Source organism: Pseudomonas sp. B26(2017) (assembly GCF_002113045.1).
Classification (GTDB): domain Bacteria; phylum Pseudomonadota; class Gammaproteobacteria; order Pseudomonadales; family Pseudomonadaceae; genus Aquipseudomonas.
Genome location: NZ_NEJJ01000018.1, coordinates 78782 through 93945, shown reverse-complemented (window position 1 = coordinate 93945; position 15164 = coordinate 78782). Strand labels below are relative to the sequence as shown.

General features: G+C 60.8%; 16 protein-coding genes. 5 read left to right on the top strand and 11 right to left on the bottom strand.

What is annotated here, in order from left to right; genetic code table 11:
• The first annotated feature begins 25 nt into the window (after window positions 1-25).
• Both CAF79_RS24010 and CAF79_RS24005 read left to right on the top strand, forming a co-directional pair.
• Window positions 26-496: an RNA methyltransferase gene (locus tag CAF79_RS24010; protein WP_007958066.1), complete on the top strand. Its 471-nt coding sequence runs from the start codon at window positions 26-28 to the stop codon at window positions 494-496.
• An 81-nt stretch (window positions 497-577) separates the two neighbouring features.
• The gene (locus CAF79_RS24005) at window positions 578-955 is read left to right on the top strand and encodes a DUF2892 domain-containing protein (protein ID WP_085683107.1); all 378 of its coding nucleotides are present in this window, start codon (window positions 578-580) and stop codon (window positions 953-955) included.
• Between the two features lie 41 nt (window positions 956-996).
• Here CAF79_RS24005 and CAF79_RS24000 read toward each other — a convergent pair whose 3' ends face one another.
• Both CAF79_RS24000 and CAF79_RS23995 read right to left on the bottom strand, forming a co-directional pair.
• Entirely contained in the window at window positions 997-2226 is a 1230-nt protein-coding gene (locus CAF79_RS24000) for a hypothetical protein (RefSeq protein ID WP_085700619.1), read from the bottom strand.
• Window positions 2227-2246: 20 nt separating this feature from the next.
• Complete coding sequence (locus CAF79_RS23995; protein ID WP_085700618.1) at window positions 2247-2696, bottom strand: YcgN family cysteine cluster protein; 450 nt, start codon at window positions 2694-2696, stop codon at window positions 2247-2249.
• 279 nt (window positions 2697-2975) lie between these two features.
• On the opposite strand from CAF79_RS23995, the gene CAF79_RS23990 reads away from it, so the two are divergent.
• Window positions 2976-3569 carry a nitroreductase family protein gene (locus CAF79_RS23990; RefSeq protein ID WP_085700617.1) on the top strand — a complete coding sequence of 198 codons (594 nt, stop codon included), beginning with the start codon at window positions 2976-2978 and terminating at the stop codon, window positions 3567-3569.
• A gap of 116 nt (window positions 3570-3685) precedes the next feature.
• Here the strand turns inward: CAF79_RS23990 and CAF79_RS23985 are convergent, their stop codons facing one another.
• The 4 genes from CAF79_RS23985 to CAF79_RS23970 all read right to left on the bottom strand — a co-directional run bounded on the left by CAF79_RS23985 (window position 3686) and on the right by CAF79_RS23970 (window position 7927).
• A complete protein-coding gene (locus tag CAF79_RS23985) occupies window positions 3686-4618 on the bottom strand; it encodes a D-2-hydroxyacid dehydrogenase (RefSeq protein WP_007958054.1) in 933 nt (310 codons plus the stop codon).
• A gap of 106 nt (window positions 4619-4724) precedes the next feature.
• Window positions 4725-5018: a YcgL domain-containing protein gene (locus CAF79_RS23980; RefSeq protein ID WP_085700616.1), complete on the bottom strand. Its 294-nt coding sequence runs from the start codon at window positions 5016-5018 to the stop codon at window positions 4725-4727.
• The gene (rnd, locus tag CAF79_RS23975) at window positions 5015-6148 is read right to left on the bottom strand and encodes a ribonuclease D (RefSeq protein WP_085700615.1); all 1134 of its coding nucleotides are present in this window, start codon (window positions 6146-6148) and stop codon (window positions 5015-5017) included. Before rnd ends, CAF79_RS23980 begins: the two co-directional genes overlap by 4 nt.
• A gap of 129 nt (window positions 6149-6277) precedes the next feature.
• Window positions 6278-7927 (bottom strand): phosphoethanolamine transferase, encoded by a 1650-nt coding sequence (locus tag CAF79_RS23970; protein ID WP_085700614.1) that lies wholly within the window; start codon window positions 7925-7927, stop codon window positions 6278-6280.
• Window positions 7928-8224: 297 nt separating this feature from the next.
• Between CAF79_RS23970 and CAF79_RS23965 the strand changes: the two genes are divergently transcribed.
• Together CAF79_RS23965 and CAF79_RS23960 are read left to right on the top strand one after the other, a co-directional pair.
• Complete coding sequence (locus tag CAF79_RS23965) at window positions 8225-9409, top strand: cyanate transporter (RefSeq protein WP_085700613.1); 1185 nt, start codon at window positions 8225-8227, stop codon at window positions 9407-9409.
• Window positions 9410-9618: 209 nt separating this feature from the next.
• The gene (locus tag CAF79_RS23960; protein WP_085700612.1) at window positions 9619-10554 is read left to right on the top strand and encodes a LysR family transcriptional regulator; all 936 of its coding nucleotides are present in this window, start codon (window positions 9619-9621) and stop codon (window positions 10552-10554) included.
• A 3-nt stretch (window positions 10555-10557) separates the two neighbouring features.
• On the opposite strand, the gene CAF79_RS23955 is transcribed toward CAF79_RS23960, so the two are convergent.
• From CAF79_RS23955 to CAF79_RS23935, 5 genes are all read right to left on the bottom strand, one after another.
• Window positions 10558-10923, bottom strand: a complete 366-nt coding sequence (locus tag CAF79_RS23955; RefSeq protein ID WP_085700611.1) for a 5-carboxymethyl-2-hydroxymuconate Delta-isomerase — start codon at window positions 10921-10923, stop codon at window positions 10558-10560.
• Between the two features lie 57 nt (window positions 10924-10980).
• Window positions 10981-11907, bottom strand: coding sequence for a LysR family transcriptional regulator (locus tag CAF79_RS23950; protein ID WP_085700610.1), 927 nt, complete (start codon window positions 11905-11907; stop codon window positions 10981-10983).
• Between the two features lie 72 nt (window positions 11908-11979).
• Window positions 11980-14076, bottom strand: a complete 2097-nt coding sequence (locus CAF79_RS23945) for a DUF6311 domain-containing protein (protein ID WP_085700609.1) — start codon at window positions 14074-14076, stop codon at window positions 11980-11982.
• A complete protein-coding gene (locus CAF79_RS23940) occupies window positions 14073-14456 on the bottom strand; it encodes a GtrA family protein (protein WP_227234739.1) in 384 nt (127 codons plus the stop codon). The genes CAF79_RS23945 and CAF79_RS23940 overlap by 4 nt, the downstream gene beginning before the upstream one ends.
• Window positions 14456-15163 (bottom strand): bifunctional 2-polyprenyl-6-hydroxyphenol methylase/3-demethylubiquinol 3-O-methyltransferase UbiG, encoded by a 708-nt coding sequence (locus CAF79_RS23935; RefSeq protein ID WP_085700607.1) that lies wholly within the window; start codon window positions 15161-15163, stop codon window positions 14456-14458. The genes CAF79_RS23940 and CAF79_RS23935 overlap by 1 nt, the downstream gene beginning before the upstream one ends.
• Between the last annotated feature and the right edge of the window lies 1 nt (window position 15164).

The following is a 15164-nucleotide window of genomic DNA, read 5'->3' as shown; positions in this document are numbered from 1 at the left end:
TCTTTTTCCCGAAGGCACCCCGCTCGTGGCAGACAAACGGTACAGCTGCATTGGTTTGTATAACCCCAAATCACCGGAAAACGTCGGTTCGGTGATGCGCGCCGCAGGCTGCTACGGCGTGTCGACCGTGTTCTACACCGGCAAGCGCTATGAGCGCGCCGCCGATTTCGTCACCGACACCAAGCGCGTGCACTACGACATCCCGCTGATCGGCATCGACGACCTGAAAAAGATCCTGCCGCTCAACTGCGTCCCGGTCGCCGTGGAACTGGTCGACGGCGCCCGCCCGTTGCCGGAATACACCCACCCGGATCGCGCTCTGTACATCTTCGGCCCCGAAGACGGCTCGCTGGATCAAGAGATCCGCGATTGGTGCGAAGACGTCGTGTACATCCCGACCACCGGCTGCATGAACCTCGCCGCCACGGTCAACGTCGTGCTTTACGACCGCATGGCCAAAGGGCTGAACACTCGCTCCGGGCCGAAATTTCGCTGAAACGCCGCACATCCGATGGAACGAGCTGACCGCCTGCGCAGTCAGCTTGTTTATCGATTACTCATTGCCTGGAGAAAGATCATGACCGAGCTCAAACGCGTCGAGCGTATCGAATCCACCCCGTTCCAGAGCCGTTCCGAGCAGAACGTCGAAGGCTGGGAGCGCATCGGCTCGCTGGCCGGCGGCGTGATCATGGTCGGCAAGGGCCTGCGCCGTGGCGGGGTGTTCGGGCTGATTCAGGTGGCGATTGGCGGTGTGGCCATGGCCCGCGGCATCACCGGCCACAGCTCGGTGAAAAGCCTGCTGGAGAAAAGCCGTCAGGACATGAACAACGTGCGGGCAAAGATCGAGCGGGCCGGCGACGAGCTGAGCAAGCTCAAAGCCAATGCCGAAGCGGCGACCAACACCGCCACGGTGACCGGCAATGACTCAGTGAAATCGCCGAAAGCCGGGGTTTGATTCTGGATTTACCTTGAGGCTGCTGGCCAGCGATGACGGTATTACTGCAGTAACGCGGTATCGAGGACTTTGGACGACTCGCCGAGAATGCTTTCGGCGAGTTGCACGAACGCTTTGGTGTCCACCGTCCCCAGATGCATTGCCCCGCGCAGCACGTCATCCAGCGAGCGCTTGTTGCGGGTCTTCAGGCGAATTTCGCCATCCAGCTCCTGCAACAGCAGCACCGCTTTCGACACCTGCGCCGGGCTGATCTGCTCGCCGCGCAGGGTCGTGACCTTCTGGCTGTCCTTGGCCAGCTTCGCCTGCAACGCCTGGTAACGCTCGTCGCTCATGCCCCCCGCACGGCGCACCAGTTCGATGGCGTAATACTCGGCAAACCCTTCGCTGATCCAGTCGCTGCGCTGCTCGTCGTTGATCCGTCCGAACACTTGCGCCAGCTCGCGCACCAGTGCGCTGCTGCCGCTTTCGCTGACCAGCGGCAACCGCGTGTTGAGGTAGATCGACTCCCGCGCCGCCAGGCTGCCGCGCCACATCGGGTCGTTGGCACCGACGATCAACAGTTTGCTCGGATGGCGCGGAAACACCGCCTGCACCTGCGGCCAGACAAACGTCAGCAGCGTCAGCACGTCCATCCGGCGCATGCCCTGCCCTTGCGGCGAGGCCACGGTGACTTCGGTTTCCCCCAGCCGCGTGCGACGGCTGCCAAGGTGGCCGGCGAGCATCCAGCCGGTCGGGCGGTCGAACAGGCGTGACGGATTATCGATGCGGAATTTGTTCTTGCCGATGCGTGGCCAGGCGGTTTCGACGCTTTTCCAGCCGTCGGGCAATTCGAAGTGCAGGCGTGCGACCAGCTCGATGCCGTCCTGTTGATCGAGCCTGGCTGGCGGCACCAGTTCATCGCCGCGCATCAGCGCCCAGGTCGGGGTCATGCGCGTGTCGAAGCTGCCGTTCTTGCGACCATGGCTGATGCGCACGCGGTAGGTCAGGCTGGCCTTGTCCACCGTCGGGCGCCAGACCCCGCGCGCCGGTTTGCCCGGCGTCAGTTGCCACTGGCCGTCGGCCTTGAAATCGCTGTAGCGGCTGCCATCGCCAAGGTCGAAATCCAGGCTGCGCACCACTTCGCCCCTGGCGAAGGTCATGCGCACTTCGGCCTGATCGCTCTGCGGCAACAGGCGTATCTGATAATCCAGATCGACTTTCTTCGCCGCCCACACCGGCGCACTCAGCGCCAGCAGCGTGACGATCAGCGCCCGGCGCAATCCCGTCGCCATACCTGCTCCTTGGTCAATCGTTAACCTGCGCGGAAAATCAGGTGATCTTCCCAGTCGTCTTCCGGCACGCTGCCTTCGGCGAGCATGCGCCCGGACTGGGAAATCCGTTCGTGGTGCACCGCGTCGCGATCACCGCAGACCAGGTGATGCCACAGCGGCAGATCCTTGCCTTCGCTGACCAGCCGATAACCGCAGGTCGGCGGCAGCCATTTGAATGCTTCGGCCTGGCCCGGGGTGAGCTGGATGCAGTCCGGAACAAACTTCATGCGGTTCGGGTAATCGCTGCACTGGCAGGTTTTCAGGTCCAGCAGTTTGCAGGCGATACGCGTGTAATAGACGCTGTTGTCTTCTTCATCTTCAAGCTTTTGCAGGCAGCACAGGCCGCAACCGTCGCACAGCGATTCCCACTCCTCGTGATCGAGTTGATCGAGGGTTTTGCGTATCCAGAACGGTTCGACTTTGGCGGCCATGGCTCAAGCATCAACATCAGGTGGTGAAAAGGCCGCCAGTCTAGTGCCCAAGGCCCCGTGATCCAAGCGCTGGCGACTGCCGGTTGTGCGGGGCTTGTCAGTTTTTGCGCGGCCAAGTAGTTTTGCCGGTCACACCAGGCCTTCGCCGGATGCCATTAACGCTCGACCGCGTTGCACCCGGTGAACTGCAGGCTTGCGCCACAACCCCATCGTTCAGCCCAACTGATCCCGCCGGGTTTCGCTTCCAACCTGTCCTCAAACGTAGCAAGGAATCTCTCGATGAGTGCCAACCCTCGCGTTGCCGAATACGCCATCCACCCGCAGTTCACCGATCGCTGGTCGCCCCGCGCCTTTACCGGCGAAGCGATTTCCGAAGAAACCCTGTTGAGCTTCTTCGAAGCCGCGCGCTGGGCGCCGTCGGCGTACAACTCACAGCCGTGGCGTTTTCTCTATGCCCGTCGCGACACGCCGAACTGGGAGCGTTACCTGGGTCTGCTCAATGAATTCAACCGCAGCTGGGCACAGCACGCATCGGCGCTGGTGATCGTGATTTCGAAAACCACCTTCACCGCACCGGGCGCGACCGAGGAAACGCCAGCGCTGTGGCACACCTTCGACACCGGTTCCGCGTGGGGCCATCTGGCGCTGCAAGCGAGCCTGAGCGGCTGGCACACCCACGGCATGGCCGGCTTCGATCAGGAGCTGACCCGCAAGGAGCTGAACATTCCGCAAGGCTATGCGCTGCACGCCGCCGTCGCGGTGGGCAAGCTGGGTGACAAGGCAAGCCTGGCGGATTACCTGCAAGCACGGGAAACGCCGAGCCCGCGTCGTCCGCTGAGCGAACTGGCGGCTGAAGGCGATTTCACCCTCTAAGCCCCGTTTGATCGTTCCCACGCTCTGCGTGGGAATGCCTCAAGGGACGCTCCGCGTCCAGTGACGCGGAGCGTCACGGGCTGCATTCCCACGCGGAGCGTGGGAACGATCTCTAGTCAGTAACCGCGTGCGAAATCCACTTCGCCGCGCAGCGCCTCGCCCGCCTGATACGCCCGCAAGTTATCCAGAAACAACTGCACCATCATCGGCGGCGAGGTCGGTGCCGAGCTGTGCCCGGTCAGCAGCAGGCCCCACGCGGTCCAGAACGGGTGCCGTTGCGGCAACGGTTCCTGGCGGCAAACGTCGATCACCGCGCCAGCCAGATGGCCTTCTTTCAACGCTTCCACCAGATCCGCGTCGACCACCGCGACACCGCGCCCGGCGTTGATGAACAACCCGGTCGGCTTGAATTGCTTGAACAGTGCAGCGTCGTAGATGTCGTGGGTGTGCTCGGTGTTGGGCAGCAGATTGACCACGTAATCCGCTTCGCCCACCAGACGCGGCAAGTCCGCCATCGAGCCGACTTCGACAAAAGGCGCCTGCTCGCGAGCGCTGCTGGCGATGCCGTACAACTCGACGCCAAACGGCAGCAGGAACTGCGCCACGCTCTGGCCGATGTCACCGGTGCCGACGATCAGCACCTTGCGTCCGACCAGACTCTGGCCGGTGCGGTTGTCCCACTTGCGCTCGACCTGGCTGACCAGTCGCGCCAGCACTTCGCGCTCATGGCCGAGCATGTAGGTCAGCACGTATTCAGCCATGACCTGGCCGAAAATGCCGACCGCCCGGGTCAGGCGGTAATCCCGGCGCAGGCCGTCGGCCAACAGCGGCGTGATGCCGGCCCAGGTCGATTGCAGCCATTGGGGCTGGTGGCCCTGACGCAGCAGGGTCGCCAGCAGATCCGGCTGACCCAGCCACACCGGGCAATCGACGGCCTGACGGGCCAGTTCGGCGGAGTCACCGCTGGTCAGCACTTCAAGCTCCGGGGCTGCCTGACGCAGCAGTCGGGCGTATATCGCGTGGTCGTGTTCAGCAATCAGAACGCGCATCTTCAAACCTTTCGCAAACCGTGCAGGCGGCCGTCCACTTCGTGGCAGCCGTCGCCGTAAAAACCGTTCCAGGGGTTACAAGAGGCCCAGGACAGGGCCTCGCGGATCAGACCGGGTCGTTGCGTCGCAGCAACTCTTCGGGCAAGTGCTCGATGTACTCTTCCTCGGCCGGTGGCATCTGCAGGTGATAGCCCTGCTTGTCGAGGTTTTCCAGGACCACGGCGATGTCTTCGCTGGCGAGCTTGCGCTCGGGGGTCAGCACCAGATCGAAGGAGTGCCTGGCCTTGCCGAACGCCGCCATCAGGCCTTCCGGCACACGCTCCAGCGCATCGCTCTTGAGCACGTACAGATACATGCCGCTTTTCTTCGAACTTTGATAAATGGAACAAATACGTTTCAAGGCTGTTCTCCGGCGGTGGCCAGGCTGTCGAGCAGCTTCTGGCCCATCAATTCGCGGCGCCAGCCACGCAGCGAATCAGGCAATTGGTAAGGCCCCTCGGGGAAGCCGCTTTTGACCAGCGCTTCGAGGGTTTTCTTGCGCAGCATCAGCTCCGGCGCGATGCCCAGACGCTCAGCTTCGGCCTGACCGAGCGCCCGCAGCTGTTTGATCAGCGCGGCGGCTTCGATCGGCAATGGCTCCGGCACAGCTGGCGGCCATTGATCAGGCCCCACACTGCCAGAGCGCTTGATCAGATCAAGCAGAAACTCGCCGTCCTGACGCACGGTACGCGGATGCATGTCTTCGATCTTGCCCAGCGCGCTGAGGCTGTCCGGTTGGGTCCGGGCCAGCGGCCACAGCGAGTGTTCACGGACGATGCGGTTGCGCGGCAGATCGCGGGCGCGGGCCTCGCGTTCACGCCAGGCACACAACTCACGCAGTACGGCGAGTTGAGCACGGGACAGTTTCCACGCCAGCTTGGCCTCGCGATACACCTCGTACGGATCGGTTTCGCGGCGCAGGTTGGCGACCAGTTCGGCGCCGTCCTCCAGCACCCAGGCGTATTTGTCGTCGGACAGTTTCGGACGCAGTTGTACGAAAACCTCCGCCAGATGCACGGCGTCTTCGGCGGCATAGCTGATTTGCGTGTCGGACAACGGACGCTGCAACCAGTCGGAACGGGTTTCACCCTTCGGCAGTTCGATGCCGAGCACTTCCTGCACCAGACGCGAATAACCCATCGAGAACCCGAGGTTCAGGTAGGCGGCAGCCAGTTGGGTGTCGAACAGCGGCGCCGGCAGGCTGCCGGTCAGGCGCAGCAGGACTTCGAGGTCTTCGCTGCAGGCGTGCAGGACTTTGAGTACCGCCGGGTTTTCCAGCAAGGCGGCCAGAGGTTGCCAGGCGTTGATGGTCAGCGGGTCGATCAGGTAGGCGCGTTTACCGTCGCCAACCTGCAACAGGCCGGCAATCGGGTAGAAGGTGTCGACCCGCATGAATTCGGTGTCGAGGGCAACGAACGGCAGCTGCTGCCACTCGGCGCAAAACTGCGCGAGGCTATCGTTGTCGCGAATCCAGTGAATATCGATGGCCACACGGCTCTCCCTTCAAGAATGGCGCGCAGTATATATCGCCACCGGCGCTTTCCGCGCCTCTACAGGGCAAGAGCTTGATGAAATCTCCTGCCCGAGGGAAAGAATAGTCTTACAGATTGAGTCTGCCGGTCAGTCCTTTGCCAGCACCCCGTCGATCACCGCGCCCCGGCAGCCGGCAAACATGTCCAGATCCGGCTGGTACACCTTGCTCTGCACCTCCAGCAGGCCGAGCATCGAGTGGAACAGGTTGTCCTGGCTCAGCGGCTTGTCGCGGCTCATTTGCAGGCAATGGGTGTCGACCGAGTAGGACTTCTGATAGCTGTCAGAGAACCACGCCAGCATTGCCACGTGTTTTTGCTGCTCCGGCGCCAGCATGTACGGCGTGCCGTGCAGGAACAGGTTGTACTCGCCCAGGGATTCGCCGTGGTCGGACAGGTAGAGCATGGCGGTATCGACCTTGTCCTGATTGCTGCGCAGCACATCGATCAGGCTCGACAGCACATGATCGGTGTACACCAGCGTGTTGTCGTAACCGTTGACGATGCTTTCGCGGCTGCAATTGTTCAGCGCGTTGCTTTCACACACCGGGGTGAAGCGCTCGTATTCCTTTGGATAGCGCTTGAAGTATTCCGGACCGTGACTGCCCATCTGGTGCAGGACCAGCACAGTGTCCTTGTCCAGGTGATCGATGAAGCTTTGCAGGCCTTGCAGCAAAATCTCGTCGCGGCATTCGCTGTTGGCGCACAGCGCCGGGTCTTTCAGATTGCTGACATCCTGCAGGGTGACACGGTCGCAGGTGCCTTTGCAGCCGGACTGGTTGTCGCGCCAGATCACGTCGATCCCGGCCCGTTTCAGCACATCCAGCAACCCTTCCTCATTCTTCGCCTTGCTGGCGTCGTAATCCTTGCGGCCCATGTTGGAGAACATGCACGGCACCGACACCGCGGTTTCGGTGCCGCAGGAATGCACGTCAGTGAAGGCGATCAGGCCGGCTTCCTTGTCCAGTTTCGGTGTGGTGTTGCGGTCATAACCGAGGATGCCGAAGTTTTCCGCCCGGGCACTTTCCCCCACTACCAGCACCGTCAGGGATTTGCGCGGATGGTTCTGCACGGCGGCGTTACGCTGGGCGTCTTCGCCAAGCGTGACGAACGGTTGATGCGCCGAAGCCACCTGCTCACGCAGATAACCGGCCGAGGCGCCGATGTAATTGCTCGGCACCAGCATCAGGCGTATTTCGTGGTGATTGCGAAACAGCGACGACAGCCCTTGATAATTGGCCAACGCGACGCCGCCAATAACCGCGACCGACGCGACACTCACCACAACTTTGCTTAATAACTCGCGATGCCAGCGACGATAGTTGACTGGAACTTTCCACAACAACCAGGACGGCAAGACACCCAAAAACAAGATATAAACCAGCAACTTCAAAGACAGCAGATCGCGAACTTCGGTGGCATTGGTTTCGGCAAAGTTGCGAAACATGCCGGCATCGATCAATACACCGTATTGGCTCATGAAATAAGCTACGCCGGCACTGACCATGAACAACAACGTCAACACAGGTTTCAAAACAGGTCGAAACGCCAGCAACGTCAAGACGATGTTATACGCCGCGAAGATCATCACCCCGAACGCAATGTGCATGGCAATGCCCTTGCCGTCGGCGGCGGTGATGTCGAGCAGGTGTTGCCAGAGAACGAAATTGAATCCGGTCAAAAGAAAGGCGCTGGCAAACAACGTCACCCATTCCGGGCGCACGGCTTTTAACTTGAACATGGCGAGGGACTATTTCCTTGAAAGAAGTGCCGTCGCCAATTGTGAAAATTTCATTGACGCAGACCACACAAACTCTAAGCAGGCAACCATCAATTTTTTGTGAAAAAGAAGCCAACGATTAGTTGGCCGATGAAATAACCATGAAATATGCAGAGTATTTGAGAATGATTCAGCTGTGGTTAAGTCGCCGGCCACGAGGTGCCGTATCGAGTTTCTCGATAGCGGTCATGACTTTCTGATTTGCCGCCCCGCTCGCCTGCCCGCCTAATCAACAGCCCCTGGCTCAAAGGTCTGAAGATGGAAAACGTTCGCGCCACTGCCCGCCCCGCTGTCTGGCTGATGCTCGGCATCATCCTGGTCGCCCTCAACCTGCGCCCGTCGATGGCGGCGGTCGGCCCCTTGCTCTCGGCCATTCGCGGCGATATGGCGCTGAGCTTCAGTCTCGCAGCGTTACTGACCCTGCTACCGGTGATGGCGATGGGGCTGGCGATGTTTTTCGGCATGGCGGTCAGCCAGCGCCTCGGTGAACAGCGCACGGTGCTGCTGTCGCTGGTGATCATTGGCTTGGCGACGTTTTCGCGTTTGTTTCTCGATTCAGCGGGCGGATTGATCGCCAGCGCCGTGCTGGCCGGGATCGGTATTGCACTGATCCAGGCCCTGATGCCCGCGCTGATCAAATCGCGATTTCCCGACAACGTGGCGCTGTGCATGGGCCTTTACGTCACTTCGATCATGGGCGGCGCGGCGCTGGCCGCTTCGTTCGCACCGTGGGTGATGATGCAGACCGGCAACTGGCGGGCGGGACTGGCTGTCTGGGCGGTTTTGGCACTGCTCGCCCTTCCTGTCTGGTGGAAAAACCGCGCCTCGTCACCGAACACCAGCCGGGCCGTTGTCAGAAAAGAATCCTTCTTCACGAATTCCCGCGCCTGGCTGCTCGCGATCTTCTTTGGTCTCGGCACCGCGTCCTACACCTGCGTGCTCGCCTGGCTGGCGCCGTATTACGTGGAAAAGGGCTGGAGCGAACAAAACGCCGGCCTGATGCTGGGTTTTCTGACGGCCATGGAGGTGATTTCAGGGCTGGTGGTGCCGGCGATCGCCAATCGCAGCCGTGACCGACGCCTGGTGCTTGGCGCCCTGCTCGGCCTGATCATCACCGGGTTTGTGGGGCTGATCCTCAGTCCCCTGCACTTGAGTCTGCTATGGCCGTGCCTGCTCGGGCTGGGTATCGGCGGGTTGTTCCCGATGAGCTTGATCGTATCCCTCGATCACCTCGACGAACCGCAACGTGCCGGCGGGCTGACCGCATTCGTACAAGGCATCGGCTACCTGATTGCCGGGCTCTCGCCGCTGATGGCCGGGATGGTGCGCGATCAGTTGGGCAGCTTCGAATGGGCCTGGTGGTCACTGACGGCAGTGATGGCGCTCATGCTGTTGATGGTGCTGCGTTTTGATCCACGGCATTACACCCGGCACATGGGCTGATCGGGCGAACGGCAGGCCGCCTCGTCTGGATAAAGGCTTCTGGCCAGCTTTTTCGGGTTTGATTGTGTACGTCGTGTTACTAAAACTTTCTGTCCCACAAGTGACAGTGAAACGTCCTACAGGGCTTTCTCCTGGCACCATCGTTCCGTTACGATCATGCGCACACGTTTGCGCGGATTCGGCGCAAGGAGCACAGCGAGACAGAACGGATGCTGAACAGTAACTTGCTTAGAAAGCTCGACATGCAGGATCTCATGGTGTTCGTCGCCGTGTATGAGCAAAGCAGCGTCACCGACGTGTCGGAGTCGCTGTTCGTCAGCCAGTCCACCGTCAGTTACTGCCTGAAAAAACTGCGTACCAGCTTCGAAGACGATTTGTTCGTCAATACCCGCACGGGCATGCGCCCGACCTACAAGGCCAGCAGCATGTATGGCCATGTGCAGAAAATCCTCGAAAGCATCAACCTCTGCCACGCCGGCGCCCCGACCTTCGACCCGATGGCGCAACCGGTGACCTTCAACATCTGTGCCCCGGAATACTTCGAGCAACTGATCCTGCCGCGGATGTTGAAGCGCTTTGACTTCGATGACTTGCCGGTGATGGTCAACATGCACAAGTTCGAAACCGACGTGCCGGTCGAAGAGTTGCGCGATGGCAGCCTCGATCTGGTGATCTGTTTCGGTCCGCACTTCCATCGCAGTCACGCCGACCTGAAATCACGCATGTTGCTGGAAGATGATCTGGTCTGCGTTTTCGACAAACGCGCGACGCCGCTCGAGCCGCGACTGAGTCTGCAAGCTTTTACCGAGCGCCGGCATGTGTTCCCGACGCCGTGGACGTCGACCACCAACATGGTCGATGGCTGGCTGGCGCGCCAGGCGCAAAAACGCCAGATCGTTGCCCGCTCCAACAGTTACAGCGCTGCGTTGAAGATGATCACCGGCACCGATTTCATTCTCACCCTGCCCCGGCGGATCCAGCGTTTACTGACCAACGACGCGGTGTTCAACCACTGCGAGGCGCCGAATGGCCTGCCGGGGTTCACCCTCGACATGCAGTGGAGCCACAACGTCGATCAGGACAGCGCCAACCTCTGGCTGCGCGAGCAGGTCATCAAGACCTGCGCAGAGCTGGAAGCGGCCTGAGTCCTACACGCCGATGGCGGTCTTGTTGTAGGACTCGCGGTCGATGTCGAGCAGTTCCACACTCAACTGCACCTCGACCCCGGCCGGCCATTCGCACAATTCCTGCAATACCGCCAACAGGCTCTGCGACAGTTGCTTCTTGATCTCCGGAGAGCGCCCGCTGAGCAGCGCCAGCCTCACCGCCACAAAGGCGCGCTCGTTCATGGCGGTGCCGACCTTGAAGGTTTCAACCTTGAGCGCACGGCTCTTGATATCGAACTCCGCCGAGAACTGACCGGAACCCACCAGCGTGTTATTGAGCCGGATCAACGCCACGTCAGCGTTCAGTTGCGGCAGGTTGGCGGTGTATTCCAGGTGCAGGTGTGGCATCTCGGTGCTCCAGTGGTTCGGCGGAAAGGTCGTACATATAACACAGCAACGCATGACTCACGCCAACGACGACATCACCGGACGCTCACTCATGAACTGCTCCAGCCGCGAACGCAGCCAGCGCTCCGCCGGGTCGCTGTCGACGTGGCTGAGCCAGACCATCGACAGGTCAAGGGTCGGGGTCTTGAACGGGAACGGCTCCTTGAACAAGAACCCGGAAGCGGCCATGGCTTCGGCGGTGTAGTCCGGCAGGCTGGCAATCAGATCGGTGCCGGCCAGCAACGCCGGCAACGAACTGTACTGCGGCACCGACAGCACCACCTGACGGGTGCGACCGATATCCGCCAGCCACTCATCGGCGTAGCCACTGACATTGGCTGTGTGGGAAACCAGCACGTGGGGGCGTGCGCAATATTCATCGAGTGTCAGCGGCGTGTCGGATTTGTCGGCGCGCAGGATGCTCGGCTGAATATGCCGCAGCAGTTTGCGCTTGGCGTTGGCCGGCAGGCCGCGGGTCTGGCTGATGCCGACAGTGATATCGCCGGCGGCCAGCAGATCGGGAATCCGCCAGTAATCGACGTGCTGCACCACGAACACCACGTTCGGCGCCTCCTGGCGCAATACCCGAAGCAATGGTGGCAACAGGCCGAATTCGACGTCATCCGACAGACCGATGCGAAAGGTCATGGTGCTGACGGCCGGGTCGAAATCCCGGGTCAGGCTCAGGGCCACCGACAACGAGTCGAGCGCGGGCTTGAGATGGCGATAAATGTCTTCGGCGCGGGCGGTCGGCTCCATGCGATGGCCGACGCGGATGAACAACGGATCGTTAAGCATGGTGCGCAAACGATTGAGCGCCGAACTGATGGTCGGCTGGCCGAGAAACAGTTTCTCGGCGGCCCGGGTCACGTTGCGTTCGAGCATCAAAGTCTCAAACACCACCATCAGGTTGATGTCGGCCTTGCGTAGTTCATTGCGGTTCATCCATTGCCCCCCGATCCCCAGATTGCGGCAGTGTAGAAAGGCCGTGGGGGCGGCGTCCATCGAAACGGTGCGTCATTGCACCGTCAACGTCTTCAGCCCCAGACCCATGACCCGCGAATCGTCGTTGATCCCCAACTGTCGGGGGCTGACGGCATCCGGCAACTGTAATTCGATTTCGAGCCGGGCATCGTTCCCGAGGCGCTGGTTGAGCTGGGCGCTGATCGGAATTTCCAGGCGATTGCCTTGAAACTGCGTCAAACGGGTATCCAGCACTGGTTGGCCGTTCAGACTGATGATCACCCGCTGGCCGGGGTGCCCGGGCTGTATGAATGCCAATGCGTCGATCACGATCGAACTCGCCGGAGGCAACACGCGCAATTGGATTTTCGCCTGTTGACCTTCCGTCCACGTCCCCCAGCTTTCAGGCTTCGACCAGCCGCTGGCCAGTTGCCGGTTTCGATAATTGAAGACCAACGCCTGTCCCGGGCGAGTCAGGGGAAGGAGTGAAATCCGTCGCCCCTCATCCTGCACGGACAGGCACTGCACACAACGTTTCCAGCCCGGCGCCAGTACCGTAATCCCGTCCACGCGCGTCAACAGATCGGTTTCACTGTTGATGGTTCTCGCGGCATCGACCAAAGCATCGTCGTCCAGGACGTACAAGGAATCTGCGTCGTACTGCCCCGAATCGAGCATCGCGCGGGCGTTCTGCTGTGCCCGCACCAGCGCCGAAGTGCTCATGCGTCCCAGATAGACAGCATCGGTCTTCATGCCGTGGGTCGCTGCGAAACCGGCAATCATCTGCCAGCGCTCTCCTTGATTCTGTGGCATCAGACTGCGGACATTGGCATAACGCGCAGCGGCGCTCGCCCAGAAAGGATCAGTCATCGGGCTGGCCCAGACCGACGAAGGTGCCACCATTTTTCCCTGCCGCAGCCCCATCCAGCCGTTTCGGGTATCGACAACCTGGATCAGCAGCGCCACCGCGAGCAGACCGATGGCGACGCGCGGCCGATAACCGCGTACCACCAGAAAAATCGCGGCCAGGATGCAGACATACAGAACCGGCCAGAACATCCGGCCCGAGGCACGAAAGATATTGGCCAGCGCGACAAAACTTTTCGGCAGCGGATAATCGAGATTCAACGCCCCGATACCGATCTGATTCGACAAAGCGAACAGCCATAAACCGAACAGCGCCATCAGCAGCCATGGACGCGCGCGCACCTGATCCTGCAAGGGTTGGCGGTTTCGAAATCCGGCAATCAGCGCCAGCGGCGCCAACAAGAGAACGCCCGGACCAAGGTAGTTGAAACCTTCGTAATCCCCGTCGGCCTTCGGCAGATCAGGCAGGATCAATGACCAGCCGGCCGGGTCGAGGGGCGACAGCAGATTCATCCGGTACAAACCAAAGCCACCGGATGCCGCGCCATCGGCAATGCTGAAATACCCGGCCTGCCAGCAACACACGCTTACCAGAGCGAAAAGCATGCCCCCTTCAATCATCCCCTGACGCCGGGTCAATGACTGATTGAATGTCTTGCCCAGCAGATCCGCCACCCAGATCAGCGCAACCATGGCCAGCAGGTAGGCGTGCACCCATGCCGTTACAGCAAGCAAGGTTCCCCAGGCGACACGACGTCGGCTCAGGTTCGGCAACAGCGTCAGGTACAGCGCAGCCAGGATCAGGAAATGGCCCGCCAGCGAGAGGTGCGCGCCCATGCGCAAAAACATCGCAGGCGAGAACACCAGCAACCCCGTCCCTAGCAGTCGAATCAAGGTTTGGGTCGTCATCAGCCCCATTAGCTTCCAGCCAAACCAGGCTTGCAGGACACAACAGGCCAACAGCCACAAACCGAAATACTGAAAGGTCTCCGGCAACCAGGCACTGAACGGTTTGAACAACAGCGCGAGCAGTGGATTGGAGTCGGAAAAAATGATCGCGCTGCCCAGTTCCAGGCCGTAAGAAGGATTGAGCCCGAGCGGGAACGTCCAGGGCGCCTGCCGAAAAAACGCCCAGCCCAGATAATGCGTCGCCGGATCGCCCTGCTCCAGCCAGGCGATGTTCTGCGGATTCAGCGCTTGCGGCCCGACCACCAGAAAAAACACCAGAACACCCAATAGCAGCGGCAACAGGGAAAGTGCCGGGTGCTCCCGTGAATCCGTCATCGATACGTCCAGAAGTTATGCAGTACAAAGGTGAATGCCGGAATCGTCAGCGCCACGGCAATGATTCCGGCCAGATAGTGCAGCCCGGCCATCTGCGCCGCCCAGGCCACGAACATTGCCAACAGAAAGCCGCCCGCCGAAACCATCAGAAAACGCATCAGAGTCTTGCCGTGCAACCGGGCGGAAAAACTCCAGGTGGTGTTGATCACGTAGGACACCACCGTCGCCACGATAAAGGCGACGCCGTTGGCCAACGCAGGCACAGGACTGACGAAATTGATGAACAGCACTGCCACCAACGCATGCAGCGCCGTGACGAACAGACCGGTGACGGCAAAACGCACACCGCGCTGAATCAGTGCGGACCGTTTCGTCGCCATCACGGCTTGCGCGCCAGCACGAACACACTCAGTCCGCCTGCGCGGTTGATGCCCATCAGCGGCAGCTCGAGGCTGCACAGGGTTTTCAGCAGTCTATTGACCAGCGGATGATGTTTTTTCAATTGCGAACGCGGTGCCGAACCCCGAGCGCCGGGTATCAGGCGCGACGCCAGCGCAATCGGGAAGACCGCGCCGAAGTAATAGGCGCCCCGCTCCACCGTCAATCCGGCCTTTCGGGCGAGAGTTTCGAATTGCCCCAGGGTGTAGCGACGCTTGTGTTCGAGAAAATCATCGTGCCCGCTCCACATGAACTGGAACGCCGGCACGGTCATCAGGAAGCGACTGCCGGAGGGCACTTTGTCGACGTAAGACTTGAGCAGGCCGAGGTCATCATCGACGTGCTCCAACACATCCATCAGCAACACCAGATCAGCATCCACGGTGTCGATCGAGCGACGGTAATGCACCGGTTTGCCGGCAGTGGTGGCGCTGGAGTCGGCCGGGTAGCTGATGTCCACGCACCAGGCTTCGCGTGCCGCCGTGTGCGTCAACAAATGATGGGAAAAAAATCCTGAACCGGCGCCGACGTCGAGAATTCGTTTGATGGGCGCCTCACCCAGCAGGCGGCGGGTAGCCGCTGCCTTGGAGCAGTAATACCAATGCTCGCCGATGCTGTCGCCGAGAATGTCGGTTTCCTTGAGATCCATC

What these genes read in the sequence shown, in the direction of transcription:
- CAF79_RS23960 (WP_085700612.1), top strand. Translation starts at nt 9,619, where the DNA reads ATGCTGAACAGTAACTTGCTTAGAAAGCTCGACATGCAGGATCTCATG.
- CAF79_RS23970 (WP_085700614.1), bottom strand. Translation starts at nt 7,927, where the DNA reads ATGTTCAAGTTAAAAGCCGTGCGCCCGGAATGGGTGACGTTGTTTGCC.
- CAF79_RS23950 (WP_085700610.1), bottom strand. Translation starts at nt 11,907, where the DNA reads ATGAACCGCAATGAACTACGCAAGGCCGACATCAACCTGATGGTGGTG.
- CAF79_RS23990 (WP_085700617.1), top strand. Translation starts at nt 2,976, where the DNA reads ATGAGTGCCAACCCTCGCGTTGCCGAATACGCCATCCACCCGCAGTTC.
- CAF79_RS23940 (WP_227234739.1), bottom strand. Translation starts at nt 14,456, where the DNA reads ATGGCGACGAAACGGTCCGCACTGATTCAGCGCGGTGTGCGTTTTGCC.
- CAF79_RS24000 (WP_085700619.1), bottom strand. Translation starts at nt 2,226, where the DNA reads ATGGCGACGGGATTGCGCCGGGCGCTGATCGTCACGCTGCTGGCGCTG.
- CAF79_RS23995 (WP_085700618.1), bottom strand. Translation starts at nt 2,696, where the DNA reads ATGGCCGCCAAAGTCGAACCGTTCTGGATACGCAAAACCCTCGATCAA.
- CAF79_RS24005 (WP_085683107.1), top strand. Translation starts at nt 578, where the DNA reads ATGACCGAGCTCAAACGCGTCGAGCGTATCGAATCCACCCCGTTCCAG.
- CAF79_RS23955 (WP_085700611.1), bottom strand. Translation starts at nt 10,923, where the DNA reads ATGCCACACCTGCACCTGGAATACACCGCCAACCTGCCGCAACTGAAC.
- CAF79_RS23965 (WP_085700613.1), top strand. Translation starts at nt 8,225, where the DNA reads ATGGAAAACGTTCGCGCCACTGCCCGCCCCGCTGTCTGGCTGATGCTC.
- CAF79_RS23985 (WP_007958054.1), bottom strand. Translation starts at nt 4,618, where the DNA reads ATGCGCGTTCTGATTGCTGAACACGACCACGCGATATACGCCCGACTG.
- CAF79_RS23945 (WP_085700609.1), bottom strand. Translation starts at nt 14,076, where the DNA reads ATGACGGATTCACGGGAGCACCCGGCACTTTCCCTGTTGCCGCTGCTA.
- CAF79_RS23935 (WP_085700607.1), bottom strand. Translation starts at nt 15,163, where the DNA reads ATGGATCTCAAGGAAACCGACATTCTCGGCGACAGCATCGGCGAGCAT.